Below are 25,455 nucleotides of genomic sequence, written 5' to 3' on the forward strand. Positions count from 1 at the left end.
GATGACGAAAGAGAGGTGGTGGTGACATGGGAAAGAAAAGAACTTTTTTTGCAATTGTTTTGATTATTGCGCTGTTTTTCGATAATTCGCAGTTTTCAGAAGCAAAAGCACTTCGTTCTCTGCCAATCACTACCTCTCTTTATTACAGCATGGAGCCGGAAGATGCCAATGTATTAAAGGAAGATTATGATATCACCTATTACTTAAATGGTGGAATCCCTACTTCTGATTTGACTTATAACTATATTATAGAAGAACTTCCTCTAACCCTTGATATACCGGAAAAACCGGGATATAATTTCGCTGGCTGGTATACCGAAAGCAGTTATCAGAATAAGATTACAGAGATAAACATTGATAATTTCGGAGACGTATCTTTATACGCAAAATGGACCAAGAAGATTGATTCTTCTTACAGCGTGGAAATGTATCCATATTCCACGGCATCACAGATGAGCGGAAATGACCGGATGTTAAAGGATTGTGGATTCAGCTTTGCCTATGATGTAAATATTCCGGGAATGCCATCCACCAGGGAACAGGATTATGCACAGAATATGACATCCACGGACAACCAGTGTCCGCAGGGTATCTGTATTACCGAAGATTATTATATGATTACAGCATATAATACGGATGATTCGGAAAGCCTTGGAGCCCTTTATATCTTTGACAAAGAGACCGGAGAATATATGGTTACTCTTGGCATGAAAAAGAACAGCCATCTTGGAGGACTTACCTACGATGGAAGAAATGTCTGGATCTGCCATTCGGACACGAGGTCTTTGGAGCGGCTTAGTTACAGTTATATAAAAAAGATTGCAGAGTCCAAACCGAAGATTTTTGTGGATGCCACCGGAATGTTTGAAGAATACCGTGTAGCGAATATGCCATCCTGCATTACCTGGCATGATGGAATTCTCTGGGTAGCAACACACAATGCCTTATTCAAATCCATTATGATTTCTTATAAATATCAGGATGGAGAACTGATGGAACAGCAGCGCTACCAGATACCGGAAAAGGTGCAGGGAATTGCTTTTGATGAACAGGACAGAGTGTATTTAAGCACATCCTATGGAAGAAGCAATTCATCCTATTTAAAGATTTACCAGAATGTAGATGTAATGGATACAAAGCCGCGGACACCGGAACTTAAGGTAGAAATGCCACCATGTTCCGAAGAAATTAATTATGCAGACGGCAATATCTATGTGCTGTTTGAATCGGCAAGCTCGAAATATTTTGAAGGCACAGACGGAAAAGGGAAGAGCATTTGTCCGATAGACCGGATTCTTACAATTGATACAAATACCATTTTTCCTTGACAAATTGAGGGCATGTGATAGAATTTTATGAGTATAAGTCTCTAAAAAGGCATTCTATCAGCATGTCCTTATTTTATGGACGAAAGCTGTTTAAATTAGGAGGAATTGAAGATGTCACAAACAACAGTACCGTATAATCACAGAGCGGTAGAGCAGAAATGGCGTAAAGTCTGGGAAGATAAGCCAATTAACGTAAATGATGGCAAGAAGCCGAAATACTATTGTCTGGATATGTTTCCATACCCATCCGGAAACGGACTCCATGTAGGTCACTGGAGAGGCTATGTAATATCTGATGTATGGAGCCGCTATAAGCTTATGCATGGATATTATGTCATTCACCCGATGGGATGGGATGCATTTGGTCTTCCGGCAGAGAACTACGCAATTAAGATGGGTGTTCATCCGGAAAAATCTACCGCTGAAAATATCAGGAATATCAAGCGTCAGATTCAGGAAATTGCTGCAATCTATGACTGGGATATGGAAGTAAATACCACCGATCCTGAATTCTACAAATGGACACAGTGGATTTTTGTAAAAATGTTTAAAGCTGGACTTGCTTATGAGAAAGAGATGCCAATTAACTGGTGTCCATCCTGTAAGACTGGTCTTGCCAATGAAGAAGTTGTAAATGGTAAATGTGAGCGTTGTGGTGCTGATGTTACCAAGAAGAACTTAAAGCAGTGGATGCTTAAGATTACCAAATATGCTGACCGTCTTCTTGCAGACCTTGATAAACTTGACTGGCCGGAAAAGGTTAAGAAAATGCAGACTGACTGGATTGGTAAGAGTAATGGAGCAGAAGTCAACTTTAAGGTGGATGGAAGCGATAAAGAGATTACTGTTTATACCACAAGACCGGATACTCTTCACGGAGCAACTTTCATGGTACTTGCACCGGAGCATGCTTTGGCAAAAGAGCTTGCAACTGATGAGACAAGAGCTGCAGTAGAGGATTATATCTATCAGTCATCCCTGAAATCTTCTGTAGATCGTTTGCAGGATAAAGAAAAGACGGGTGTATTTACCGGTTCTTATGCGATTAATCCGCTGAACGGCGCAAAGGTTCCAATCTGGCTTTCTGATTATGTATTAGCTGATTATGGTACCGGAGCAATTATGTGTGTTCCTGCACATGATGACCGTGACTTTGAATTTGCAAAGAAATTCAATATTCCAATCATCCAGGTTATTGCCAAAGATGGTAAGGAAATTGAAAATATGACCGAAGCTTATACCGAAGCAAAAGGTATTATGATTAATTCTGGTGACTGGAATGGAATGGAGTCGTCCGTTCTTAAGAAAGAAGCTCCGGAAATGATTGAAAAGATGGGCTTTGGTAAGAAGACAACCAACTATAAATTAAGAGACTGGGTATTCTCCCGCCAGCGTTACTGGGGCGAGCCAATTCCAATCGTACATTGTCCGGATTGTGGAGCAGTTCCGGTTCCGGAAGAAGAGCTTCCATTACTGTTACCGGAGGTTGAATCTTATCAGCCGACAGGTACCGGAGAATCACCGTTGGCAGATATTACGGAGTGGGTAAATACCACATGTCCTTGCTGTGGTAAGCCTGCAAAACGTGAGACCAATACCATGCCTCAGTGGGCAGGTTCATCCTGGTATTTCTTACGTTATGTAGATAACAAGAACAAAGATGAATTAGTAAGCCGCGAGAAAGCAGATAAATATCTTCCGGTTGATATGTATATCGGTGGTGTAGAGCATGCAGTACTGCATCTTCTGTATTCCCGTTTCTATACCAAATTCTTATATGATATCGGAGTAATTGACTTTGATGAGCCATTCACCAAACTGTTTAACCAGGGTATGATTACCGGTAAGAATGGTATCAAGATGAGTAAATCCAAAGGAAATGTCGTTTCGCCGGATGATCTGGTTCGTGACTACGGTTGTGACTCCTTAAGATTATATGAGCTGTTTGTTGGACCACCAGAATTGGATTCTGAATGGGATGACCGCGGAATCGATGGCGTATACCGTTTTATCACCAGATTCTGGAATCTTGTAATGAGCCAGAAGGATGCAGATGTTGCTGAGACCAAAGAACTGGTTAAGATTCGTCATAAACTGGTATATGATATCACCCAGAGACTGGAAAGCTTCAGCTTAAATACTGTAATTTCAGGATTTATGGAATACAACAACAAACTGATCGACCTTTCCAAGAAGGGTGGCGTAGATAAGAAGACACTTGAAACTTATGTGCTTCTTCTTGCTCCGTTTGCACCACATATTGCAGAAGAACTGTGGAGCGAGCTTGGTCATGATACTTCTGTATTTGCAGAAAGATGGCCGGAGTATGATAAAGATGCAATGGAAGATGATGAAGTTGAAATTGCAGTACAGATTAACGGCAAGACAAAGGGTGTTGTCAGCATTGCAAAAGATGCTTCCAAAGAGGATGCTCTTGCTGCAGGAAAAGCTGCAATTGCAGATAAGCTTACCGGCAACGTAATCAAAGAGATTTATGTACCGGGTAAAATCATTAATATTGTAATGAAATAAGCAATGATAAAATCATAATAAATATTTCGCAAACGAGGATGTGCATTTTGCATATCCTCGCTTGTGTTATAAGAGACTATTTTTTCTTTTTCTGTAACATCTGCATTATCTGCAGCATTTTATCCGCTTTTACACGTTCTGCTTCGGACATATTCTGCTTTAATAATTCAATTAATAAAGTTGTTTCAGTATTCGAAAATGTCATGCCGTTCTGTTTGGCATTGTTGGCAGCGTTCATGACCGTGGAAGCCATGGATTTGGCATCTTTTGTATCGGCATTATTAGAAGCAAAATCCATAAGAAACTGCAGCTTTTCCGGTGAAATATCATTTAAGGCAGGATTGCCTTTTAAAAAGTCTAAATTCATAAAATCCTCCGTTCTTAACAAGTTGATAGGGAACCATAAAATAACAAATGATAAAGTGATGAAATCAGGAAAACAGGGTATCATAAGCAGACAGCATCTGATACATATTTAAAAAGTTTTCAATATTTTCTTTCTCGCCGGGTGTACACTGTTCACTGATATCGGTAAGCATCTGAAACATCCGCTCCTGTGGAGAATGACTGCTGACTTCCTGAATCGTAAGGGCGTCATTGGAAAAAAGCTGGGCTGTTTTTTGTAGTTCCATATATTTGATGAGAAGCGCAAAGGGACGCTGCTGACTGGCGGAAAGATATGGAATCATGGTTTTCATAATCTGTAACTGGTGGTTTTGTAACTGCGAGTCAAAGAAGGTTGGTTTATACTCAGAATCCATAAAATAATCCTTTTTCTTTTAAATTATGATAGAACAGCGGAAAATATAACTTTGACGCATATAATAAAATGTAGAACTTTTTTATAGAAACCGGAAAGGATTTGATGCCAGCATGGGAAAATTAATCATTGACGGAAATGAAGTATATGAAATAGATGAAGAGTGTATGAAAAAAAGGAAGCGGAAAAGAAGAAGTGGACCGCACCGGAAAAAGGCGGTCAAAGATATGACAGAACAAAGAATGTGTCTTGACACATTCTTGCGCCTGCGGCGGTCGCTTGCGACATCTACCTTATACGCCGCAGTGCGCATCCTCGCGGAGCATTTTTTACTTTACAGGAAAGCAATTTCCTGTAAAGTGAAAAAGGGACCTCGTTGAGAGGCCCCGCTTTGCAGATGAATTAGCATCCACAACCGTTGTTGTTAAATCCGAAGCTGTCACCACAGCCGCCGCAGAAGAGCAACAGTAAAATAATCCAGATACAGCTGTCGTTGCCGCATCCATTGCCACATCCTCCAAATCCATTGTTGCCACAGCAGGAGAGTAACAGGATAATCCAGATTAAAGAACAGCAGTTATTTCCTTCGTTACATCCACATCCGCAGCCAGTAGCAGCTAAATCACTCATTTTCAAATCCTCCAAAATTTATCTTACACTTCATAATATGGAAGAAGTAAAAATGTGTGACTAAATTATTCTGAAATTTTTTCGATGCCGGAAATGTCCGGGTGAATTGTCAGGGAATAATTCGTATAGTAAATGACATAACCGGCAACAGCACCGTTTGGTTTCTTTACATTTTTACGCTGTAAATAATCGATTTCAATTTTTTCGTTATCACGGCCGGAAGAATAGTAGCCTGCCAGTCTGCCGGCCTCTTCGAAAGTCCGGTCCGGAAGCTCCCTGCCTTCGGTTTTTACAATAACATGGGAGCCGGGCATTCCTTTGGCGTGGAACCACCAGTCATTTCCATTGGCAACCTTGAAAGTAAGTTCGTCATTCTGGAAATTATTTTTTCCAACATAAATATCAAAGCCATCACTGGAACGATAATGGAATGGTTTACTTTTGAATTTCTGGTTTTTCTTACCGTTCATTTTCCTGCGGATATAGCCATAGGTTTCCAGCTCGTCCCGGATCTGGGCAAGGTCATCTTCGGATTCTGCAATGGCAAGCGCAGCCTGAATAGTCTGTAAGTGTGCTATTTCTGTCTTGGTTTCTTCGGTCTGGGTATTTAATGCTTCAAAGGTACGCTTTAATTTATTGTACCGGGCAAAATATTTTTTTGCATTGTCCAGTGGAGAAAGTGTTTCATCCAGAGGAATGGTAAGCATTTCACCGGTATAGTAATTTGGCACCTCTACTGATTTGGCTCCTTCGGTAACCTGATAGCCGTAGGTATTTAATAATTCGCCGTATACTTTAAATTTATCACGTTTTTCCGTATCTTTTAACTGTTTTAACTGTAAATCCAGTTTTTTACTGCTTCGCTCTAAGTGAGTGGATACAATTTTACGCAAATCCACAGATTTCTGACGCATACGGGTGTAGAGGCTGCGGCTGGCATAAAATTGTTCTAATACGGCGGAAATAGAATCTGCCGGTTCAATGTGATAGCCTTCCGTATGTTCATAGCGAGTTGGTAAGATGGCAGCATATTCTGCCGGTTCTTCTCCTTTATAAAGAATACATGGCTTGAAGTTGGCGTTTCCGACATCCTCCATCAGCCAGCTGAAATTATGATAAAGGTGCAGCAGTGCGTCTTCTTCTAAGGTATTAATCGGTGTATCTGCATCTAAAGAAGCACGGTAACAGATTTCTGCTGCAACCTGTCCACTGATTCCGGTAAAAGCAGAAGTAAGTGCTTTGGCAAGTGGCAGTGGAAGAGAAGACGCCTTTTCACAGAACTGTTCATAGGAACAGTCAAGGGGATTCCGCTTGTCCTGGGTCTCCGGGATAAAATATTCTCTTCCCGGCAGAACTTCACGGACGGAACTCATCTGGGATGGAACCCGTTTGATGCTGTCAATGATGCGTTCGTTTTCATCACAGAAAATAATATTGCTGTATTTCCCCATTAATTCTATAATCAGGTTTTTCTTTTTCAGGTCGCCCATTTCATCCAAATGCTCGACCGTAATCCGGATGATTCGTTCTAATCCGGGCTGACTGATGGCAATAATCCGGCCGTTGGCAATATGTTTTCGTAATACCATGCAGAAATTCGGTGCAGTCATGGGACTGACTTTATTCTGAGCTGTAAGATAGATATAAGGCAGGGAAGCACTGGCACTTAAAGAAAGCCGGTACTGGCCGGATGGTGCCTTTATGGTAAGCAGCAGCTCGTCCGCCTCAGGCTGGGCTATTTTGCTGATTCGTCCATTTAAAATTGTCTGATTTAATTCTGCAGTAAGTGCAGCTACGGTAATTCCGTCTAGTGCCATATAATATGACCTCCTTTGGAAAGAATAGATTCTTTTACAGGATTTTATTATAAAGAAATCTTTCTAAAATTTCAATAAATACGGCATTTTGAATTTGACTAATAAAGAAAATTCTACTATAATACATATATCTATGCATTAGGAGGCAGCTATGATTAAAAGTATGACCGGCTTCGGCAGGTGTGAGATAGAGGAAGACAACCGTAAGATAACGGTAGAGATTAAATCAGTAAATCACCGCTATCTGGATGTAAATGTTAAGCTTCCTAAAAAATTAAGTTTCTTTGAAAGTGCCGTGCGTAACTTAATCAAAGAATACATACAGCGTGGAAAAGTAGATATCTTCATTACCTGTGAAGATTTTAACGAAGCCAACTTCTCGCTGAAATACAACGAAGAACTTGCTGGCGAATATTTAAAATATTTACAGCAGATGGCAGAGCATTTCCAACTGGAAAATGATATCCGTGTCAGCACATTGTCACGTTATCCGGATGTTTTTATAATGGAAGAACAGGATAATGACGAAGAAGAACTTTGGGCACTTCTTGAGAAGACATTGCGTAATGCATGTGAGGCATTTGTTGAAACCAGAGAAAAAGAAGGCGAGAATTTAAAAACAGACCTTCTGAATAAATTAGATGAAATGATTGGTTATGTGGATTTTATTGAGGATCGTTCTCCAATCGTTATGAAAGAATACCGTGAGCGATTAGAAACCAAGGTAAAAGAAATCTTAGAAGATAAGCAGATGGATGATGCAAGAATTGCAACGGAGGTTACAATATTTGCTGATAAAATATGTGTGGATGAAGAGACTGTCCGCTTAAAGAGCCATATCGAAGCGATGAAAGCTGCCTTAACAGGCGGTGGAACCGTTGGAAGGAAGCTTGACTTTATTGCCCAGGAGATGAACCGGGAAGCAAATACGATTCTTTCCAAGGCAAGTGATCTTGCAATTTCGGATACCGGTATTAATCTGAAAACGGATATTGAAAAAGTCCGCGAACAGATTCAGAATATTGAATAAATGATTTCCGTAAACCCTGTAGTAAGAATGGAATGGTGAAAAATGGCAGCACTTATGAATATTGGATTTGGAAATGTAGTAAATACAGATAAGATTGTTGCTGTGATTCAGCCGGATTCTGCACCTGCCAAGCGCATGATTCAGAAAGCCAAAGAAGAAGAGTGCGTGGTGGATGCAACCCAGGGAAGACGTACCCGTGCGGTGATTATTACCAACGCCGGATATATCGTTCTTTCTGCGTTACAGCCGGATACACTGACTGGCAGATTTAACGAGATTAGTGGAAATAAACTGAGTGAGGAATAGTAAATGAAAAGAAAAGGTATATTAACCGTAGTATCCGGTTTCTCCGGTGCCGGCAAAGGCACTGTGATGAAAGCTCTGATGGCGGAGTACAAGGATACGTATGCATTATCTGTTTCAGCTACCACGAGAAATCCGAGACCCGGAGAAGTGGATGGTGTTGATTATTTCTTTCGTACCAGAGAAGAATTTGAACAGATGATAGCAGACAATGCGTTAATTGAGCATGCCTGTTATGTGGGAAATTATTATGGTACACCAAAAGCCTATGTAGATGAACAGTTAGAGGCTGGAAAAGATGTAATTCTTGAGATAGAGATTCAGGGAGCACTTGACGTAAAGAAACGTTTTCCGGACACTATCTTAATCTTTGTAACACCACCGGATGCGGATGAATTAAAGAACCGCCTGGTGAACCGTGGAACTGAAGATATGGCAACCATCAATGCAAGATTAAACAGAGCATCCCAGGAAGCAGAGTTTATGAATCAGTATGATTACATTGTGGTGAACGATACCGTCCCTGCATGTGTGGAGAATATCCATAGCATCATTGAGAACGAGCATGATTGTGCATCACGTAATATAAATTTCATCAATAAAATCAGAGAAGAGCTGAAGTGCTTTTCGAAAGGAGAATAAATTATGATACATCCATCTTATGTTGAGTTAATGAAGGTCGTAAATAACGACGTTGAAATCGGAGAAGAACCGGTCGTAAACAGCAGATATTCTATTGTAATTGCTACTGCAAAGAGAGCAAGACAGATTATCGGTGGAGATGAACCATTGGTTGAAAATGCAAAAGGAAAGAAACCGCTTTCTATCGCAGTAGAAGAGCTTTATACCGGAAAGGTAAAAATCATGGGAGAAGATGCTGTTTCAGAAGATAACGAGTAGCATAGCGGGGTTGCCAACATGGTTTGGTAACCCTTTCGTCATGTAAGAGAAAAATATATACAGGACTCTTTCCTGTTACGGAGGAATGAATGAATATTTTCTTTGTATCGCTGGGGTGTGATAAGAACCTGGTAGATTCAGAATATATGCTTGGTATGATCCGTGATGCCGGATATACCATTATTGATGATGAAACGCAGGCAGATGTGATAGTAATTAATACCTGTTGTTTTATCAATGATGCCAAAGAAGAGAGTATTAACACAATACTTGAAATGGCAGAATATAAGAAAACCGGACATGCAAAGGCATTGATTGTAACCGGGTGCCTTGCCCAGCGTTACCGGAGTGAGATTGAGGAAGAAATACCGGAAGTAGATGCAATTCTTGGAACCAATTCCTATGATAATATTGTTTCTGCTGTGAAAGAAGTTATGGCAGGAAAACATTATACCAATTTAAATTCACTGGAAGGACTTCCGACCTTGCATACCAAACGATGTGTTACCACCGGTGGACATTATGCCCATTTAAAAATTGCAGAAGGCTGTAACAAACGCTGTACTTACTGCATCATTCCATATATCAGAGGTAACTACCGCAGTATTCCGATAGAAGAACTGGTAGCAACAGCCAGAGAACTGGTAGAGGGCGGTGTAAAGGAACTGATTCTGGTAGCCCAGGAGACCACTCTTTACGGAATTGACCTCTATGGAAAAAAATCCCTGCACTGGCTTTTAGATGAATTAAACAAGATTCCGGGATTGTACTGGATTCGTATTCTTTACTGTTATCCGGAAGAAATTGATGATGAACTGATTGAAGCAATCAAACGAAATGATAAAGTCTGCCATTATCTGGATATTCCGATTCAGCATGCAAATTCAGATGTATTAAAGAGAATGGGAAGAAAGACCAATAAGGATGACCTGGTTCGTATTATTCATCATCTGCGGAAAGAAATTCCGGATATTACGCTCCGGACCACTTTAATCTGTGGCTTCCCGGGAGAGACAGAAGAGCAGCATAAAGAGCTGTTGGAATTCGTACAGGAAATGAAATTTGACCGTCTGGGCGCATTTACCTATTCTCCGGAAGAGGGAACGAAAGCGGCTGAGATGGAAAATCAGATTCCGGAAGAGAAGAAGAAGCTGTGGCAACAGGAAGTCATGGAACTTCAGGAAGAAATTATTTTTGAGAAAAATGAAGATATGGTTGACCGTGAACTTTATGCTTTTATCGAAGGAAAAGTTGCAGATGAGAATGCTTATGTAGGAAGAACCTACCGTGATGCGCCATCTATTGACGGATATATTTTTGTAAATACAGAGGAAACCTTAATGACCGGAGACTTTGCCAAAGTAAAAGTAACCGGAGCTTATGAATATGATTTGATAGGAGAATTAGCATGAATTTACCAAACAAATTAACAATTTTCAGAGTGATTTTGATTCCGTTTTTTGTAGTGTTTATGTTGGCACCGATTTGTCCGGGTTATGCAAATTATATTGCTGTAGCAATCTTTATTGTAGCAAGTCTTACAGACCTTTTGGATGGGAAGATTGCAAGAAAGTATAATCTTGTGACAGATTTCGGCAAATTTATGGACCCGCTTGCGGATAAACTGCTGGTATGTGCCGCAATGATCTGCCTGATTGAAACCGGACAGCTTGCAGCCTGGATTGTAATCGTAATTATCAGCCGTGAGTTTATCATCAGTGGTTTCCGTCTGGTAGCAGCTGATAACGGCGTTGTAATTGCAGCCAGCTACTGGGGCAAATTTAAGACCACATTCCAGATGCTTATGGTCATTGTATTGATTCTTAATTTTGATAACTGTTACTTCCAGTTATTAGGAACCGTACTTACTTATATTGCACTGGTATTAACGGTTGTATCTCTAATTGATTATCTCTGGAAAAACAGAGCTGTTTTAAAAGAACAGAAATAAAGAGGATTCCCATGGAAAATAGACAGGAAAACCTGGAAGATAAAATTGTAAAACGGCTGGCGGAGAATCATTTATCCATTGCTGCCGCAGAATCCTGTACCGGAGGACTTGTAGCCGCAACTTTGATTAATGTGCCGGGTGCTTCGGATGTGCTGGAAGAATCTTATATCACTTACTCGGATGCGGTAAAGCATAAAGTACTAGGTGTATCGGAAGAGACCTTGCAGAAACACACTGCAGTAAGTAAAGAAGTAGCAGAAGAAATGGTTCGTGGCGTAACAAAAGTTGCAGGTACGAATGTCGGAATCTCAGTAACCGGTATTGCAGGTCCCGGCGGTGGAAGTGAAAAGTTCCCGGTAGGACTGGTATACATTGGTTATAAAATAAATGATTTTGTGAAAGTTATACGTTATGTATTTTCCGGAGACCGTAGTGAAGTGCGTATGCATGCGGTGGAGACAGCATTGCAGGAACTGGATGATTTACTGATAAAAGAGGGATTTTAATGAGAATAATAGCCGGAAAAGGAAGAAGCCTTCCATTGAAAACAATTGAAGGAATAGACACAAGACCGACAACAGACCGTATTAAAGAAACACTTTTTAATATGCTGCAATACGAGATTGCGGACTGCCGGTTCTTAGATTTGTTTGCAGGAAGCGGACAGATTGGATTGGAAGCTGTCAGCCGTGGAGCGAAAGAAGCTGTTTTTGTGGAAAGTGGGAAAAAAGCAGCAGCATGTATACAGGATAATATTAACTTTACCCAATTTAATGACCAGTGTCGTTTAATGCAGATGGATGTTATGGCAGCTATCCGGAGTCTGGAAGGAAAAGGGACATTCCAGATTATTTTCATGGATCCGCCTTACAATCAGGAACTGGAAAAGGATGTGCTGATGCTGCTTTCTAAATCGACCCTGGTAGATGAAGATACGGTAATTATTGTAGAAGCGTCCCTAAAGACTGGTTTTGAGTATCTTGAGGAGCTTGGTTTTACACTTGATAAATGCAAAAAATATAAGACAAATTTACATGCCTTTATATCCAGAAAGGAATAACCTATGATGAAAAAAGCAATCTATCCGGGCAGCTTTGACCCGGTCACAAATGGTCATGTTGACATGATTGAACGTGCTTCGAAAATAGTGGACGAGCTGGTTGTGGGAGTTTTAAATAACAGTGCAAAAAACTCGTTGTTTTCTTTAGATGAACGTGTTAGTATGTTAAAAGAGATAACAAAAGATATGCCGAATGTAACCGTTGCTTCTTTTGATGGTCTTTTAGTTGACTTTATGGAAAAAATTGATGCAACCATTATCGTCAGAGGATTGCGTGCGGTAACGGACTTTGAATATGAACTTCAGATTGCACAGTCGAACCATCGTGTAAATCCAAAGATAGATACGGTATTTCTTACAACGAATGTAAAATATTCCTATCTCAGCTCTACAATTGTAAAGGAATATGCTTCTTATGGTGGCGATATTTCTCATTTTGTCCCACCACAGTTTATAGAGCGGATTTATGATAAATATAATATCAAAAAATAAGGAGTGTGGACGATGAGTAGCAGAATGGAACAAATCATAGAAGAAATCGAAGAATATATTGATAATTGCAAATATCAGCCATTATCCAGTACAAAAATTGTTGTTAATAAGGATGAGTTAGAAGAACTTCTGACGGAATTAAAAATGAAAACGCCGGAAGAAATCAAGCGTTATCAGAAGATTATCAGCAACAAAGAAGCTATTCTGGCAGATGCCCAGGCAAAAGCAGATGCCATCATTGCTCAGGCACAGGTACAGACCAGCGAGCTTGTCAGTGAACACCAGATTATGCAACAGGCTTATGCCCAGGCAAATGAGGTTGTTATGATTGCTACCAAGCAGGCACAGGAGATTCTTGATAAAGCAACCAATGATGCCAATAATATCCGTATGGGTGCAATTCAGTATACGGACAGCAGTCTTAAGAATATTGAAGAAATTTTAAGTCATGCCATTGAAGGTTCACAGGCAAGATATGATAATCTGATTCATACCCTTCAGGGTTGTCTGGATGTTGTGACGGCAAACCGGAATGAACTGCTTCCAGAGGAAGAAGATGCTTCTTCCGGACAGGCAAAACAGGAAACAACAGCAGCAGAGCCTGCCACACAGGAAGCACCGGCAAATGAGATTCCGGAAGAGTAATATATATTTATCCTGCCGGATATATCATGTACCCCAGAAGGAAAGCACAGAATGCAAGACTGATTCGGACCAGCAGATAATATTTCATGGAAAGCTTCTGGCTTGCAACCATGGAATAGGTCTGGGCGAAGCCGCATAATCCGCCAAAAGAGGTAAGACTTAAAATTAAGGCATAACCAAGTTGTGGAGAGAGAGCTTCTTCGGAAATCTGCCGGATTCCATTCGTAACTTCTAATGAAATACAAAGTGGTAATTGTAAGAGCTTTTGTGGCACATAAAAGGTAATCTGTTCTAACAGAATAGAAAAGAGCATGATATATCCACCGAGTTTACAAAGAATTTCAAAACCGTTCATGATACCGGCATCGATGATTGAAAAGTTTAATTTTAATCGTGGTGCCGTTTCTTTTTGCCTTAGATTATCACACTGAAAAGCATAGAGAATGCGGCATAGAATCAGGGGCGGCAGATAGAGAATCCCAAGTGTCGGTAATAAAAGACCGTCCTGCCGGAGTGTATCGTGAACAATATAGCTTGCAATGAACATGGGACTGATATTATTGCAGATGGCAAAGAGAATGACAGCCTCATCCCTCGATAATTGATTTTCTTCTAACATCTGGGCACAGATACGGCTTCCCATAGGAAAACCAAATAGAAACCCTGACAGAAGTGGAAAACAGGCATTTCTGCTGCAGGGAATCAGGAGATGGATGAATGGATAGAGGATTCCTGAAATATGATAAAAAACCCCGGATGAAATCAGAATATTGGATAGAATGGCAAAAGGAAGCAATGCAGGCAGAATATTCTGATACCAGAGCATAAGGCCATTTGCTGCGGCTGATACCGTAAGCATGGGATGCACAAATAATAATATTAAGCACAAAAAAAGAATCAGAAGAGAAATAGTTTTTTTCATAGTTCAATATATTGTATAAAATAACTTTTATGCGGATTATTATGAAGAAGAAAATTTGTGTCATTATTCTCTTTTTTTTGCTGTTGGTCATAGACTGCAGCCTGTTACAGCAGATTCAAAAGCGGGCAGCCTTTTATATAGTATTTGAACAACAGGAGTTCTTTCAGAAACTTCGGAATCAGGAAGTCTCTCCGGAAACGGTGTTAAAATTCAGGGAATATGAGTCTGAAGATGGTGAGGCTCAGGACGATATGACATTTACCCGGTATCTTCTGGCATATTATGCTTCAGATTTAACAGAAAAAAACGAGCTGAAAGATGTATACAAAAGATTGCTGCATTTTCATAAAGAAGAAATTGAAAAGCAGGAAGCCTATTTAGACAGTATCTGGTCTGACATTGTCTATTTTCCGGTTCCGGATACCATCTGGGACGAAGAGAAAAAAGTAACTTTTGGAGACACCTGGATGCAGAGCCGCACTTATGGTGGAGACAGAGGACATGAAGGCTGTGATATTATGGCAGATATCAATGCGCGGGGAAATTACCCGGTAATCAGTGTCTGCGATGGAACCATAGAGCAGATGGGCTGGCTGGAACTTGGGGGTTATCGTATCGGAATCCGGAGTCCCCATGGAGCATATTTCTACTATGCACATCTGTCGGATTATGCAGAAGGATTTTCCATCGGAGACGAGGTTCATGCCGGAGAGCTGATTGCATTTATGGGAGATACCGGATATTCTAAGACAGAAGGAACCATCGGTAATTTTGATGTGCATCTTCATTTTGGAATTTATTTAAATGATGAAAATAAACAGGAGTTTAGTGTAAATTCCTATTCCATCCTGCAATATCTCTATCAGGAGAAGAAAATATTACATTATCAATATTAAGATTTAAATTAGAATTTGAACGATGAGAAACACGCTTGGCGAGCTTCTGGAGTTATCGCGGTGTCTGCCAAATCAGAGTAGTAAAGGAACGTATCAGAATGAAAGATTTGAGATTAGATAAATTTTTAACAGAAATGGGCAAGGGAAGCAGGAGTCAGGTGAAAACCTATATTTCCAAGGGACGTGTTACCGTAAATGGAGAAATCATCAAACGTCCGGAATATAAGATTTCACCGGAAAAGGATGTTGTTAACCTCGAAGGCGAAAAGGTTAATTATTCCCAGTGGGAATATTATATGCTAAATAAGCCTGCCGGCTGTGTCAGTGCCACGGAAGATAAGCATTTTCCAACTGTAATTTCTTTTATAGAAGATGCTGTAAGAAAAGATTTGTTTCCGGTAGGCAGACTGGATAAGGATACGGAAGGACTGCTCCTTATCACCAATGATGGTGCGTTGGCTCATGAGCTTTTATCTCCGAAGAAACATGTGGCAAAAACTTATTATGCCAGAATAGAAGGAAAAGTGACTGCTGAAGATGTTGCGGCTTTTCGGAAGGGTCTTGATATCGGAGAGAAAAACCTCACAAAGCCTGCTGAACTTGTGATTTTAAAAAGTGATTCAGAATCAGAAATTGAAGTTACTATTACCGAAGGAAAATATCATCAGATTAAGCGGATGTTTGAAAAAACAGGAAAAAAAGTCATTTATTTAAAACGGCTTTCCATGGGAAGCTTAAAGCTGGATGAAACTCTGGCAACAGGAGCGTATCGCCCATTGACGGAGTCAGAATTACAGGCATTAAAGGAAGGATAAGAGAATGCAGAATGGTTTTTTACCAATTTCAAGAAAAGACATGGAAGAAGCAGGGATAAAGCAGCTGGATTTCGTCTATGTATGCGGAGATGCATATGTAGACCATCCTTCCTTTGGACATGCTATTATCAGCAGAATATTGCAGGCACATGGTTATACCGTGGGTATCATTGCACAGCCGGATTACCGGGATAAGGAAAGCGTAACCATATTGGGAGAGCCACGGCTTGGCTTTTTCGTTTCCGGAGGTAATATGGATTCCATGGTAAACCATTATTCCGTATCGAAAAAGAGACGTGCCCATGATGCATTTTCACCGGGTGGCGTTATGGGAAAACGCCCGGATTATGCAGTGGTAAGTTACTGCAATCTGATCCGTCAGACCTATAAACATAATCCAATCATTATCGGCGGTATTGAAGCAAGCCTTAGAAGACTGGGGCATTATGATTACTGGTCTAATAAGGTAAAACGTTCCATTCTTTTGGACTCCGGTGCTGATTTGATTTCTTATGGAATGGGCGAGCACAGCATTGTTGAAATTGCAGATGCATTAGCTTCCGGTCTTGCGGTAAAGGATATTACTTATATCGATGGAACTGTTTTTAAGACCAGAAATAAAGAAGATATTTATGATGCCTTGGAATTGCCGTCTTTTAATAAAATCAAAGAAGACAAGACAGCGTATGCCAAGAGCTTTTACCTGCAGTATCAGAATACAGACCCTTTTACGGCAAGAAGAATTTATGAAACCTATGATGAGAAAATGTTTGTCGTACAGAACCCTCCGGCAAAGCCATTGACCCAGATGGAAATGGATGATATCTACGCACTGCCATATATGAGAACCTATCATCCAATCTATGAAAAGGATGGTGGTGTACCGGCTATTGAAGAAGTAAAATTTTCACTGGTCAGTAACCGTGGCTGCTTTGGTGGCTGCAGCTTTTGTGCTTTAACTTTTCATCAGGGCAGAATTATTCAGACCAGAAGTCATGAATCCATTCTTGCAGAAGCAAAGAAGATGACACAGGATAAGGATTTTAAAGGATATATCCATGATGTAGGTGGTCCGACTGCTAATTTCAGGGCACCGGCATGTACGAAGCAGCTCACAAAGGGTGTTTGCAAGAACCGGCAATGTCTGTTCCCGACACCATGTAAAAATCTTGTTGCTGACCATAGTGATTATATCAGTCTTCTTCGTAAATTACGGAATATCAAAGGAGTGAAAAAAGTATTTGTCCGTTCCGGTATCCGTTTTGACTATCTTTTATGTGATACGAAAAATAATTTTCTGGAAGAACTTTGTAAATATCATGTCAGCGGACAACTAAAGGTGGCACCGGAGCATATTTCAGACCCGGTATTACAGAAAATGGGAAAACCTCCGGTTTCCGTTTATAATGAATTTGTCCGCAAGTATCATGATATGAATGAACGGTTAGGATTAAAACAGTATCTGGTCCCATATCTGATGTCCTCCCATCCTGGTTCGACCCTGCAGGAGGCAGTAGATTTGGCTGAGTATTTAAGAGATTTAGGTTATATGCCTCAGCAGGTACAGGATTTCTATCCGACCCCATCCACCATATCGACCTGTATGTACTATACAGGTTTAGACCCGCGAACCATGGAGCCGGTATATGTAGCAACCAATCCGCATGAGAAAGCCATGCAACGAGCACTGATACAGTATCGGAATCCGGAAAATTATGATCTGGTGCATGAAGCGTTAGTCAAAACGAACCGGACGGATTTAATCGGCTTTGATGCCCATTGCCTCATCCGTCCAAGAAAGCTTGCCAAAGAAGAAGCATTTCCGGATAGGAAAAAGACGAAGCGGACACCGAATCAAAATCAGACAAAGTATAAAGCTGGAAAGTCCAGAAATACAGAAAAATTTTCAGAAAAGGCTTCCAGCCAGAATACGAAGAAGAAGCATACGATTCGAACCGTTCATAAAAAGAAATAGTAAGGATATGTTATGAAAACATTTATCATCAAAGAAAATGAAGCAGGACAACGATTTGATAAATATTTAAAAAAGCTTTTAAAAGAAGCACCGTCAAGCTTTGTCTATAAAATGCTTCGGAAAAAGAATATTGTATTAAATGGAAAAAAGGCAGATGGCTCCGAAAAACTGAATGCCAGAGATGAGGTAAAGCTGTTTTTAGCAGATGAAACTTATGATAAGTTTGCAGGAGCAGAGGTAAAAGAAAGTTTTCCAACCACAGCACTGGATATCGTTTATGAAGATGAAGATATTTTAATCATCAATAAACCTGCAGGAATGCTGTCACAGAAGGCACAGCCATCCGATATTTCTGCCAATGAATATATTATCGGATATCTTCTTCAAAGCAGAGCCCTTAAGGAAACGGATTTGCGGACCTTCCGGCCGTCCGTCTGCAACCGTCTTGACCGCAATACTTCAGGACTTCTGACAGCCGGAAAGACGTTAAAGGGATTGCAGGATTTATCCGAGACATTGAAAAAAAGAACCGTAAAGAAATATTATCTCTGCCTGGTAGCCGGATGCATTACAGCACCGCAGCATTTAAAGGGTTATCTTGTGAAGGATGAAAGGCAGAATCGGGTATTTATTTCAAAGGAAAAAACAGCAGATGCACTCTGTATTGAGACCGAGTATGAGCCACTGGAAGTATATCAGGATGTCACACTGCTGCAGGTACATCTGATTACCGGACGCAGCCATCAGATCCGTGCCCATTTAGCATCCATTGGTCATCCGATTATCGGAGACAGTAAATATGGTAATGAAAAAATCAATCATTTTTACCGGGAACGCATCGGCGTAAAACATCAGCTTTTACATGCTTACCGGATGATATTTGCAGATGGCAGATGTGTAGAAGCAGCTCCACCGGATGATTTTAATAAGGCTATTTGTTATGCAAATCAGAATGCCATAGAGCAGTAATTATTTTTAATGAAAGACTGCGGATGTTACAGGAAGGATGAATAAGTAAGATGAAAGTATATCTGATGCGGCATGGAGAAACCGATTACAATAAAAAAGGACTGATACAGGGAACCCTTGACATTCCATTAAATGAATTCGGACTGGAATTAGCCGAAAAGACCAAAGAGGGATTCGAAAAAGAAGGACTGACTTTTGACTACTGTTATTGCAGTCCGTTAATTCGTGCCAGACAGACGGCAGAGATTATTTTGAGAGGAACGGATACCCCGCTTTCCTATGATGAACGTATCCGTGAAATGAACTTCGGAGAAGGGGAAGGGCAAAAGCTTGCTGATCTCAGCTGGAATCCGGCCCTTAAAAATATTGATGCTTTATTTCATGCACCGGAACAGTATCGTGCCACGGAACAGGGCGAAAGCTACGAAGCGTTACTTGCCCGGGTGGAAGACTTTTTAAAGCATGAAATTTTTCCGCTGGAAGAAAAAATGAAGCGTGTGCTCATCTGCTGTCATGGTGGAATCATCCGGGCATTTCTTGCATACATAAAAGGACTTGAAATCAAGGATTTCTGGAACAGCCACCAGCCAAACTGCAGTGTAAATATATTAGAAGTAAAGAATCAGAAAATAAGGATTCTCGAAGAACATAAAATTTATTACACACTGCCGGAAGAAAAGAAAGGAAGTATACTCTGATGCCAACTTGGAATTCCAGAGGATTAAGAGGTTCTACGTTAGAGGAATTTATCAACCGGACCAATGAAAAATATGCAGAGCATAATTTAGCAATGATACAGAAAATTCCGACACCGATTACACCAATTAATATTGATAAAGAAACAAGACATATTACCCTTGCCTATTTTGACCAGAAAAGTACCGTAGATTATATCGGGGCAGTACAGGGCATTCCGGTCTGCTTTGATGCCAAGGAATGTCACACCGATACGTTTCCTCTTGCCAATGTGCATGCTCACCAGATTCAGTTTATGCAGGATTTTGAAAATCAGCAGGGTATTTCCTTTATTCTGATATTTTATACCCAACGGGATGAATTTTACTATATGCCATTCCGACAGCTTTATGAATTCTGGGAGAGAGCCCAGAATGGCGGACGGAAGAGCTTCCGGTTAGAAGAATTAAATCCGGAATTTTTCCTGCCAAAGAAGTCAGGAATCCTGGTTCCTTATCTGGAAGGCTTGAAAAAAGATTTGGAGCTAAGGGATTGACAATTATTTCCAGGTAATATATACTAGGAAAAGCAATTCACCGTGGTAGCATGGTAGCACGCTAAAGTGCTTTGAGAAAAACTGGAGGTTTATATGAAAAATCAATTGTTACATACACCAGAGGGTGTCCGGGATATTTATAATGAAGAGTGTGAAAAAAAATTAGAGCTGCAGGATCGGCTGCATAAGGCTTTAAAACGACACGGATACCACAGTATTCAGACACCAACCTTTGAATTTTTCGATATATTTGGAAAAGAAGTTGGAACCATTCCATCCAACGAATTATATAAATTTTTTGACCGGGAAGGAAATACCCTTGTATTAAGACCGGATATAACACCATCTATTGCACGGTCTGCCGCAAAATATTTTATGGATGAGGATATGCCAATCCGCCTTTCTTATATGGGAAATACCTTTATCAATAACCATAGCTATCAGGGAAGATTAAAGGAATCCACCCAGCTTGGTGCAGAGTTAATCGGCGATGATACCGTAGATGGCGATGCAGAGATGATTGCTATGGCAATTGATGCATTAAAGAGCAGTGGTTTAAAGGATTTCCAGATTAGTGTGGGACATGTGGAATTCTTCCGTGGCTTAATGGAAGCGGCAGGGCTTTCCGAAGAACAGGAAGAAGTTATCCGGGAACTGATTGCTAATAAGAATTTCTTTGGCGTGGAAGAAGAGATTTCCGACTGTTCCATGAATCAGAATTTAAAAGAATTATTCGGAATGCTTGGAACCATTTATGATAATGCAGCTTCCTTTGAAGAAGCAAAGACCTATGCGGCTGATTATCCAAAGGTTTATAAAGCAATACGCAGATTGGAAGACTTAGATGCGGTGCTTAAAGTATATGACGTAGACAAATATGTGACCTATGAATTTGGTATGTTAAGCAGCTATCATTATTATACCGGAGTAATTTTTGCCGGTTATACTTATGGAAGCGGTGAACCGATTGTAAAGGGTGGTCGTTATGACAAGCTTCTTACTTATTTTGGAAAAGATGCAGCTTCCATTGGATTTGCGATTGTAGTAGACCAGTTAATGGCAGCAATTTCAAGACAGAAAATTGAGATTACCGTAAAACATGACAATCAGCTGATTGTATACAAACCAGAATACCGCAGGGAAGCAGTAGAGAAAGCCATTGCACTGAGGGCAAAGGACTGCAATGTGGAACTGATTGCCTGGGCAATGGATAAATCAAAAGCAGATTATGAAGCATATGCATTGCGAAATCAGATTGCAGAACTGACATTTATGGATGGAGAATAGAAATGGAAGATATGAGATATTTAACCTTTGCATTAGGTAAGGGAAGACTGGCAAATAAAACCTTAGAGACTTTTGAAAAAATCGGCATTACCTGTGAAGAAATGAAAGACAAGAATACCAGAAAACTTATTTTTGTCAATGAAGAATTAAAGCTTCGTTTCTTCCTTGCCAAGGGACCGGATGTACCAACTTATGTAGAATATGGTGCGGCAGATATCGGTATTGTGGGAAAGGATACAATTTTAGAGGAAGCAAGAAATATTTATGAAGTATTGGATTTGGGCTTTGGAAAATGCAGAATGTGTATCTGCGGTCCAAAAGAATCCAAAGAATTATTACAGCATCACGAACTGATCCGTGTGGCAACCAAATATCCGCGCATTGCAAAAGACTATTTTTATAATAAGAAACATCAGACTGTAGAAATTATCAAATTAAACGGTTCCATCGAACTTGCCCCGATTGTTGGACTTGCTGAGGTAATATGTGATATTGTAGAGACAGGCTCAACCTTACGTGAAAACGGACTTGAAGTATTAGAAGAAGTTTGCCCGCTTTCTGCCCGGATGGTCGTAAATCAGGTTAGTATGAAAATGGAACATGAGCGGATTACGAAATTAATTACAGATTTAAAATCGGTATTAAAGGAGGCATAAACATGCGTATTTTAGAGTTGACAGAAGAGACAAAGGGTAATATATTAGAGAATCTTTTAAAGAGAAGCCCCAACAGCTACGGCAAATTTGAAGCCAGCGTACAGGAAATCATTGAAACGGTACGTGCCAACAGAGATGCTGCATTATTTGACTATACAGCGAGATTTGATGGCGCAACGATTAATAAAGATAATATTTTAGTAACAGAAGAAGAGATTAAGGAGGCTTATGATGCAGTAGATCCGAAGCTCCTTGAAGTCATCCGGAAATCTCTTGTAAATATCCGCACCTATCATGAAAAACAGCGTCAGAACAGCTGGTTTGACAGCCAGGATAAAGGTATTATCTTAGGTCAGAAGGTAACCGCATTAGCCCGTGTCGGTGTTTATGTACCGGGTGGAAAAGCCGTTTATCCTTCTTCCGTACTGATGAATATTGTTCCGGCCAAGGTTGCCGGAGTTGATGAAATTATTATGACAACACCGCCTGGAAAAGATGGTAAGGTAAATCCTTCTACCCTGGTTGCAGCAAGAGAAGCCGGTGCAGACCGCATCTATAAAGTAGGAGGCGCACAGGCAATTGCAGCTCTCGCTTTTGGTACCGAAAGCATTCCAAAAGTAGATAAAATTGTTGGCCCTGGAAATATTTATGTAGCTTTAGCAAAAAAAGCCGTATTCGGTTATGTCAGCATCGACTCCATCGCCGGACCAAGTGAGATTTTAGTATTAGCAGATGAAACAGCCAATCCAAGATATGTTGCAGCCGACCTTTTATCCCAGGCAGAGCATGATGAAATGGCTTCTGCAATTTTGATTACCACAAGCCGTGAACTGGCAGAGCGTGTTTCTGAGGAAGCGGCAAAATTTACCGCACAGCTTTCCAGAAAAGAAATCATCCAGAAATCCTTAGATAACTATGGATATATTTTAATTGCAGATAATATGGAGGAAGCCATTGCTGCAGTAAATGAAATTGCATCCGAACATATGGAAATTGTAACAAAGAATCCGTTTGAAGTTATGACCAAGGTAAGAAATGCCGGAGCAATTTTCATCGGTGAATACAGCAGTGAACCGCTTGGAGATTATTTTGCAGGACCAAACCATGTTCTTCCAACCAATGGAACCGCAAAATTCTTCTCTGCATTATCCGTAGATGATTTCATTAAGAAATCCAGCATTATTTCCTATTCCAGAGAAGCATTAGAGGAAGTATATAAAGATATTGCCCAGTTTGCAGAGTGCGAACAGTTGACGGCACATGCAAATTCCGTTAAAGTAAGATTTGAAGACGAAAACTAAACGGAGGTTTGCTTCATGGAACAAAGACGTATTGCAGAATATACAAGAAAAACAAAAGAAACAGATATTTACCTTTCCTTTGATTTGGACGGCAGAGGGGATGCAAAGGTAGATACCGGAATTGGATTTTTCGACCATATGTTAGATGGCTTTGCAAGACATGGATTATTTGATTTAAATGTCAAAGTGACCGGAGATCTGGTGGTGGACTGTCATCATACCATTGAAGATACCGGAATCGTCCTTGGCAATGCCATTAAAAAAGCAGTCGGTGACAAAAAGGGTATCAAACGTTTTGGAAGCTGTATGCTTCCCATGGATGAGACACTGGTGCTTTGTGCGGTGGATTTATCCGGAAGACCGTATCTATCCTTTGATGCAGAATTTACCACAGACCGCGTAGGTTATATGGATACCGAAATGGTAAAAGAATTCTTTTATGCCATTTCCTATAGCGCCGGAATGAATTTACATCTTAAGGTCATTACAGGCGGAAATAACCATCATATGATTGAAGCCATGTTTAAAGCATTTGCAAAGGCATTGGATGAGGCAACCATCATTGACCCGCGTATTACCGACATATTATCAACGAAAGGCAGTTTATAGGTGAGCATATGAAACACAAGAATATAGTAGCAACCATTTATCTGAAAAACGGAGAGGCAGTAAAGAGCCCGAGTGACCTTAGTTCTGCAGGAGATTTAAAGGAACTTACCAAGCTTTATAATGACAGTGGAATTGATAAGATTTTAATCTATGACTTATCAACCGGTGATGAAGAGCATGAGAAAAATATTCATACGGTAAAAGATATTTTCCGTACTGTAGAGATTCCGATTTATGCAGGTGGAAATATCAACCGTCTGGAAGACATTAAGAAATTTATCTATGCCGGATGTAAACAGGTTGTTTTAAACGGAGCCAAATCTGTCAGCATGTCTTTGGCGGAGGAAGGTGCAAAACGATTCGGAAAGGACCGTATGATAGTTTCTGTAAAGAATATTGATTTCTTATTCAAACACAAAGATGAACTGGATGAATATTTCCATGAAATGATTGTTCTTGATCCATCCATGATGGACGGAGTAGAAAATATTACAAATCTGCCATATGTCGTTCAGTATGATAATTATGACAAGGATGCACTGGTGGATGTATTAAAACGTGAAAATGTCAGAGGAATCTGTGGTGCATTTATTAATGATACCAGGACAGATATCATGAAATTAAAGACAGAATTTGCAGCCAGCGGAATCCGTATGGACAATTTTGCTCCGGCATTAAAATGGAGTGATTTCAAATTGAATTCGGATGGAATGGTACCTGTTGTAGTACAGGATTACCGTACCGATGAAGTACTTATGGTAGCTTATATGAATGAAGAAGCGTTCAATACCACCATTTCCAGCGGAAAGATGACTTATTACAGCCGCAGCCGTAAGGCGTTGTGGATGAAGGGTGAGACCAGTGGTCATATCCAGTATGTGAAATCTTTAACGGCAGACTGTGACTTTGATACCATTCTTGCAAAGGTATCCCAGATTGGCGTGGCATGTCATACCGGAGCACCAAGCTGCTTCTTTAATGAAATTGTCAAGAAAGAATATGCTGAGAAAAATCCGCTTCAGGTATTTGAGGATGTCTACTCCATTATTGCGGATCGTAAGATTCATCCAAAGGAAGGCTCTTATACCAACTACCTTTTCGATAAGGGGATTGATAAGATTTTGAAGAAGGTCGGCGAAGAAGCAACCGAGATTGTCATTGCCGCAAAGAATCCGGAACCGGAAGAGATTATTTATGAAATTTCAGATTTCCTTTATCATGCAATGGTATTGATGGTAGAAAAAGGCGTAACATGGGAGGATGTTACCCAGGAACTTGCCCAGAGATAACATACATAGTTCCTGCACTTTCTGCATAGATTACAGCAGAACAACAATCAGGCGATG

At 40.3% G+C, this 25,455-nt stretch carries 28 protein-coding genes; 23 read left to right on the top strand and 5 right to left on the bottom strand.

What is annotated here, in order from left to right; genetic code table 11:
- Positions 1-26 precede the first annotated feature (26 nt).
- Both LKD41_RS00175 and leuS read left to right on the top strand, forming a co-directional pair.
- A complete protein-coding gene (locus tag LKD41_RS00175; protein WP_227700061.1) occupies positions 27-1,328 on the top strand; it encodes an InlB B-repeat-containing protein in 1,302 nt (433 codons plus the stop codon).
- Between the two features lie 111 nt (positions 1,329-1,439).
- Complete coding sequence (leuS, locus tag LKD41_RS00180; protein WP_117698990.1) at positions 1,440-3,860, top strand: leucine--tRNA ligase; 2,421 nt, start codon at positions 1,440-1,442, stop codon at positions 3,858-3,860.
- A gap of 76 nt (positions 3,861-3,936) precedes the next feature.
- On the opposite strand, the gene LKD41_RS00185 is transcribed toward leuS, so the two are convergent.
- The 4 genes from LKD41_RS00185 to LKD41_RS00200 all read right to left on the bottom strand — a co-directional run bounded on the left by LKD41_RS00185 (position 3,937) and on the right by LKD41_RS00200 (position 7,067).
- A complete protein-coding gene (locus LKD41_RS00185) occupies positions 3,937-4,227 on the bottom strand; it encodes a hypothetical protein (protein ID WP_227700062.1) in 291 nt (96 codons plus the stop codon).
- 64 nt (positions 4,228-4,291) lie between these two features.
- On the bottom strand, positions 4,292-4,621 hold the full coding sequence (locus LKD41_RS00190; RefSeq protein WP_022243868.1) for a hypothetical protein: 330 nt from the start codon (positions 4,619-4,621) through the stop codon (positions 4,292-4,294).
- Between the two features lie 401 nt (positions 4,622-5,022).
- Positions 5,023-5,250, bottom strand: coding sequence for a hypothetical protein (locus LKD41_RS00195; protein WP_022243866.1), 228 nt, complete (start codon positions 5,248-5,250; stop codon positions 5,023-5,025).
- A gap of 65 nt (positions 5,251-5,315) precedes the next feature.
- The gene (locus tag LKD41_RS00200; RefSeq protein WP_227700063.1) at positions 5,316-7,067 is read right to left on the bottom strand and encodes an Rqc2 family fibronectin-binding protein; all 1,752 of its coding nucleotides are present in this window, start codon (positions 7,065-7,067) and stop codon (positions 5,316-5,318) included.
- Between the two features lie 151 nt (positions 7,068-7,218).
- Here LKD41_RS00200 and LKD41_RS00205 point away from each other — a divergent pair, with 151 nt between their 5' ends.
- The 10 genes from LKD41_RS00205 (at position 7,219) to LKD41_RS00250 (ending at position 13,448) form a co-directional block, all read left to right on the top strand.
- A complete protein-coding gene (locus LKD41_RS00205) occupies positions 7,219-8,097 on the top strand; it encodes a YicC/YloC family endoribonuclease (RefSeq protein WP_022243864.1) in 879 nt (292 codons plus the stop codon).
- A gap of 42 nt (positions 8,098-8,139) precedes the next feature.
- Positions 8,140-8,403, top strand: a complete 264-nt coding sequence (locus LKD41_RS00210; RefSeq protein WP_117698639.1) for a DUF370 domain-containing protein — start codon at positions 8,140-8,142, stop codon at positions 8,401-8,403.
- Positions 8,404-8,406: 3 nt separating this feature from the next.
- On the top strand, positions 8,407-9,042 hold the full coding sequence (gene gmk, locus LKD41_RS00215) for a guanylate kinase (RefSeq protein ID WP_117946976.1): 636 nt from the start codon (positions 8,407-8,409) through the stop codon (positions 9,040-9,042).
- Between the two features lie 3 nt (positions 9,043-9,045).
- Entirely contained in the window at positions 9,046-9,300 is a 255-nt protein-coding gene (gene rpoZ, locus LKD41_RS00220) for a DNA-directed RNA polymerase subunit omega (RefSeq protein ID WP_022243861.1), read from the top strand.
- 89 nt (positions 9,301-9,389) lie between these two features.
- Positions 9,390-10,712 (top strand): 30S ribosomal protein S12 methylthiotransferase RimO, encoded by a 1,323-nt coding sequence (gene rimO / locus LKD41_RS00225; RefSeq protein WP_227700064.1) that lies wholly within the window; start codon positions 9,390-9,392, stop codon positions 10,710-10,712.
- A complete protein-coding gene (gene pgsA, locus LKD41_RS00230; protein WP_022243859.1) occupies positions 10,709-11,251 on the top strand; it encodes a CDP-diacylglycerol--glycerol-3-phosphate 3-phosphatidyltransferase in 543 nt (180 codons plus the stop codon). Before rimO ends, pgsA begins: the two co-directional genes overlap by 4 nt.
- A gap of 11 nt (positions 11,252-11,262) precedes the next feature.
- Positions 11,263-11,757, top strand: a complete 495-nt coding sequence (locus LKD41_RS00235) for a CinA family protein (protein ID WP_227700065.1) — start codon at positions 11,263-11,265, stop codon at positions 11,755-11,757.
- Positions 11,757-12,311, top strand: a complete 555-nt coding sequence (gene rsmD / locus LKD41_RS00240) for a 16S rRNA (guanine(966)-N(2))-methyltransferase RsmD (protein ID WP_022243857.1) — start codon at positions 11,757-11,759, stop codon at positions 12,309-12,311. The genes LKD41_RS00235 and rsmD overlap by 1 nt, the downstream gene beginning before the upstream one ends.
- A 6-nt stretch (positions 12,312-12,317) precedes the next feature.
- Positions 12,318-12,803, top strand: a complete 486-nt coding sequence (gene coaD / locus LKD41_RS00245; protein WP_022243856.1) for a pantetheine-phosphate adenylyltransferase — start codon at positions 12,318-12,320, stop codon at positions 12,801-12,803.
- 12 nt (positions 12,804-12,815) lie between these two features.
- The gene (locus tag LKD41_RS00250; protein ID WP_022243855.1) at positions 12,816-13,448 is read left to right on the top strand and encodes a hypothetical protein; all 633 of its coding nucleotides are present in this window, start codon (positions 12,816-12,818) and stop codon (positions 13,446-13,448) included.
- Between the two features lie 7 nt (positions 13,449-13,455).
- Here LKD41_RS00250 and LKD41_RS00255 read toward each other — a convergent pair whose 3' ends face one another.
- Entirely contained in the window at positions 13,456-14,217 is a 762-nt protein-coding gene (locus LKD41_RS00255) for a hypothetical protein (RefSeq protein WP_331470869.1), read from the bottom strand.
- Between the two features lie 194 nt (positions 14,218-14,411).
- On the opposite strand from LKD41_RS00255, the gene LKD41_RS00260 reads away from it, so the two are divergent.
- The 11 genes from LKD41_RS00260 (at position 14,412) to hisIE (ending at position 25,398) form a co-directional block, all read left to right on the top strand.
- The gene (locus LKD41_RS00260) at positions 14,412-15,266 is read left to right on the top strand and encodes a M23 family metallopeptidase (protein WP_227700067.1); all 855 of its coding nucleotides are present in this window, start codon (positions 14,412-14,414) and stop codon (positions 15,264-15,266) included.
- A 98-nt stretch (positions 15,267-15,364) separates the two neighbouring features.
- Positions 15,365-16,081, top strand: coding sequence for a pseudouridine synthase (locus LKD41_RS00265; protein ID WP_227700068.1), 717 nt, complete (start codon positions 15,365-15,367; stop codon positions 16,079-16,081).
- A 4-nt stretch (positions 16,082-16,085) separates the two neighbouring features.
- Positions 16,086-18,056, top strand: a complete 1,971-nt coding sequence (locus LKD41_RS00270; protein ID WP_227700069.1) for a YgiQ family radical SAM protein — start codon at positions 16,086-16,088, stop codon at positions 18,054-18,056.
- A 12-nt stretch (positions 18,057-18,068) separates the two neighbouring features.
- A complete protein-coding gene (locus tag LKD41_RS00275; RefSeq protein WP_227700070.1) occupies positions 18,069-19,025 on the top strand; it encodes an RluA family pseudouridine synthase in 957 nt (318 codons plus the stop codon).
- Positions 19,026-19,075: 50 nt separating this feature from the next.
- The gene (locus LKD41_RS00280; protein WP_227700071.1) at positions 19,076-19,723 is read left to right on the top strand and encodes a histidine phosphatase family protein; all 648 of its coding nucleotides are present in this window, start codon (positions 19,076-19,078) and stop codon (positions 19,721-19,723) included.
- Positions 19,723-20,256 (top strand): Holliday junction resolvase RecU, encoded by a 534-nt coding sequence (locus tag LKD41_RS00285; protein WP_117698628.1) that lies wholly within the window; start codon positions 19,723-19,725, stop codon positions 20,254-20,256. Before LKD41_RS00280 ends, LKD41_RS00285 begins: the two co-directional genes overlap by 1 nt.
- Positions 20,257-20,349: 93 nt before the next feature.
- A complete protein-coding gene (hisZ, locus tag LKD41_RS00290) occupies positions 20,350-21,543 on the top strand; it encodes an ATP phosphoribosyltransferase regulatory subunit (protein WP_227700072.1) in 1,194 nt (397 codons plus the stop codon).
- Positions 21,544-21,545: 2 nt separating this feature from the next.
- Positions 21,546-22,199 carry an ATP phosphoribosyltransferase gene (hisG, locus tag LKD41_RS00295; protein ID WP_022243846.1) on the top strand — a complete coding sequence of 218 codons (654 nt, stop codon included), beginning with the start codon at positions 21,546-21,548 and terminating at the stop codon, positions 22,197-22,199.
- A 2-nt stretch (positions 22,200-22,201) separates the two neighbouring features.
- Positions 22,202-23,500 carry a histidinol dehydrogenase gene (hisD, locus tag LKD41_RS00300; RefSeq protein WP_022243845.1) on the top strand — a complete coding sequence of 433 codons (1,299 nt, stop codon included), beginning with the start codon at positions 22,202-22,204 and terminating at the stop codon, positions 23,498-23,500.
- Between the two features lie 15 nt (positions 23,501-23,515).
- Complete coding sequence (gene hisB / locus LKD41_RS00305) at positions 23,516-24,109, top strand: imidazoleglycerol-phosphate dehydratase HisB (RefSeq protein ID WP_022243844.1); 594 nt, start codon at positions 23,516-23,518, stop codon at positions 24,107-24,109.
- A gap of 8 nt (positions 24,110-24,117) precedes the next feature.
- Positions 24,118-25,398 carry a bifunctional phosphoribosyl-AMP cyclohydrolase/phosphoribosyl-ATP diphosphatase HisIE gene (gene hisIE / locus LKD41_RS00310; protein WP_022243843.1) on the top strand — a complete coding sequence of 427 codons (1,281 nt, stop codon included), beginning with the start codon at positions 24,118-24,120 and terminating at the stop codon, positions 25,396-25,398.
- Positions 25,399-25,455: the final 57 nt, after the last annotated feature.

Origin of the sequence: Roseburia sp. CLA-AA-H209 (assembly GCF_020687575.1) — a bacterium.
GTDB lineage: Bacteria > Bacillota > Clostridia > Lachnospirales > Lachnospiraceae > Roseburia_C > Roseburia_C amylophila.

Coding starts and splice junctions, on each gene's coding strand:
- LKD41_RS00175 (WP_227700061.1), top strand. CDS start 27: ATGGGAAAGAAAAGAACTTTTTTTGCAATTGTTTTGATTATTGCGCTG.
- leuS (WP_117698990.1), top strand. CDS start 1,440: ATGTCACAAACAACAGTACCGTATAATCACAGAGCGGTAGAGCAGAAA.
- LKD41_RS00185 (WP_227700062.1), bottom strand. CDS start 4,227: ATGAATTTAGACTTTTTAAAAGGCAATCCTGCCTTAAATGATATTTCA.
- LKD41_RS00190 (WP_022243868.1), bottom strand. CDS start 4,621: ATGGATTCTGAGTATAAACCAACCTTCTTTGACTCGCAGTTACAAAAC.
- LKD41_RS00195 (WP_022243866.1), bottom strand. CDS start 5,250: ATGAGTGATTTAGCTGCTACTGGCTGCGGATGTGGATGTAACGAAGGA.
- LKD41_RS00200 (WP_227700063.1), bottom strand. CDS start 7,067: ATGGCACTAGACGGAATTACCGTAGCTGCACTTACTGCAGAATTAAAT.
- LKD41_RS00205 (WP_022243864.1), top strand. CDS start 7,219: ATGATTAAAAGTATGACCGGCTTCGGCAGGTGTGAGATAGAGGAAGAC.
- LKD41_RS00210 (WP_117698639.1), top strand. CDS start 8,140: ATGGCAGCACTTATGAATATTGGATTTGGAAATGTAGTAAATACAGAT.
- gmk (WP_117946976.1), top strand. CDS start 8,407: ATGAAAAGAAAAGGTATATTAACCGTAGTATCCGGTTTCTCCGGTGCC.
- rpoZ (WP_022243861.1), top strand. CDS start 9,046: ATGATACATCCATCTTATGTTGAGTTAATGAAGGTCGTAAATAACGAC.
- rimO (WP_227700064.1), top strand. CDS start 9,390: ATGAATATTTTCTTTGTATCGCTGGGGTGTGATAAGAACCTGGTAGAT.
- pgsA (WP_022243859.1), top strand. CDS start 10,709: ATGAATTTACCAAACAAATTAACAATTTTCAGAGTGATTTTGATTCCG.
- LKD41_RS00235 (WP_227700065.1), top strand. CDS start 11,263: ATGGAAAATAGACAGGAAAACCTGGAAGATAAAATTGTAAAACGGCTG.
- rsmD (WP_022243857.1), top strand. CDS start 11,757: ATGAGAATAATAGCCGGAAAAGGAAGAAGCCTTCCATTGAAAACAATT.
- coaD (WP_022243856.1), top strand. CDS start 12,318: ATGAAAAAAGCAATCTATCCGGGCAGCTTTGACCCGGTCACAAATGGT.
- LKD41_RS00250 (WP_022243855.1), top strand. CDS start 12,816: ATGAGTAGCAGAATGGAACAAATCATAGAAGAAATCGAAGAATATATT.
- LKD41_RS00260 (WP_227700067.1), top strand. CDS start 14,412: ATGAAGAAGAAAATTTGTGTCATTATTCTCTTTTTTTTGCTGTTGGTC.
- LKD41_RS00265 (WP_227700068.1), top strand. CDS start 15,365: ATGAAAGATTTGAGATTAGATAAATTTTTAACAGAAATGGGCAAGGGA.
- LKD41_RS00270 (WP_227700069.1), top strand. CDS start 16,086: ATGCAGAATGGTTTTTTACCAATTTCAAGAAAAGACATGGAAGAAGCA.
- LKD41_RS00275 (WP_227700070.1), top strand. CDS start 18,069: ATGAAAACATTTATCATCAAAGAAAATGAAGCAGGACAACGATTTGAT.
- LKD41_RS00280 (WP_227700071.1), top strand. CDS start 19,076: ATGAAAGTATATCTGATGCGGCATGGAGAAACCGATTACAATAAAAAA.
- LKD41_RS00285 (WP_117698628.1), top strand. CDS start 19,723: ATGCCAACTTGGAATTCCAGAGGATTAAGAGGTTCTACGTTAGAGGAA.
- hisZ (WP_227700072.1), top strand. CDS start 20,350: ATGAAAAATCAATTGTTACATACACCAGAGGGTGTCCGGGATATTTAT.
- hisG (WP_022243846.1), top strand. CDS start 21,546: ATGGAAGATATGAGATATTTAACCTTTGCATTAGGTAAGGGAAGACTG.
- hisD (WP_022243845.1), top strand. CDS start 22,202: ATGCGTATTTTAGAGTTGACAGAAGAGACAAAGGGTAATATATTAGAG.
- hisB (WP_022243844.1), top strand. CDS start 23,516: ATGGAACAAAGACGTATTGCAGAATATACAAGAAAAACAAAAGAAACA.
- hisIE (WP_022243843.1), top strand. CDS start 24,118: ATGAAACACAAGAATATAGTAGCAACCATTTATCTGAAAAACGGAGAG.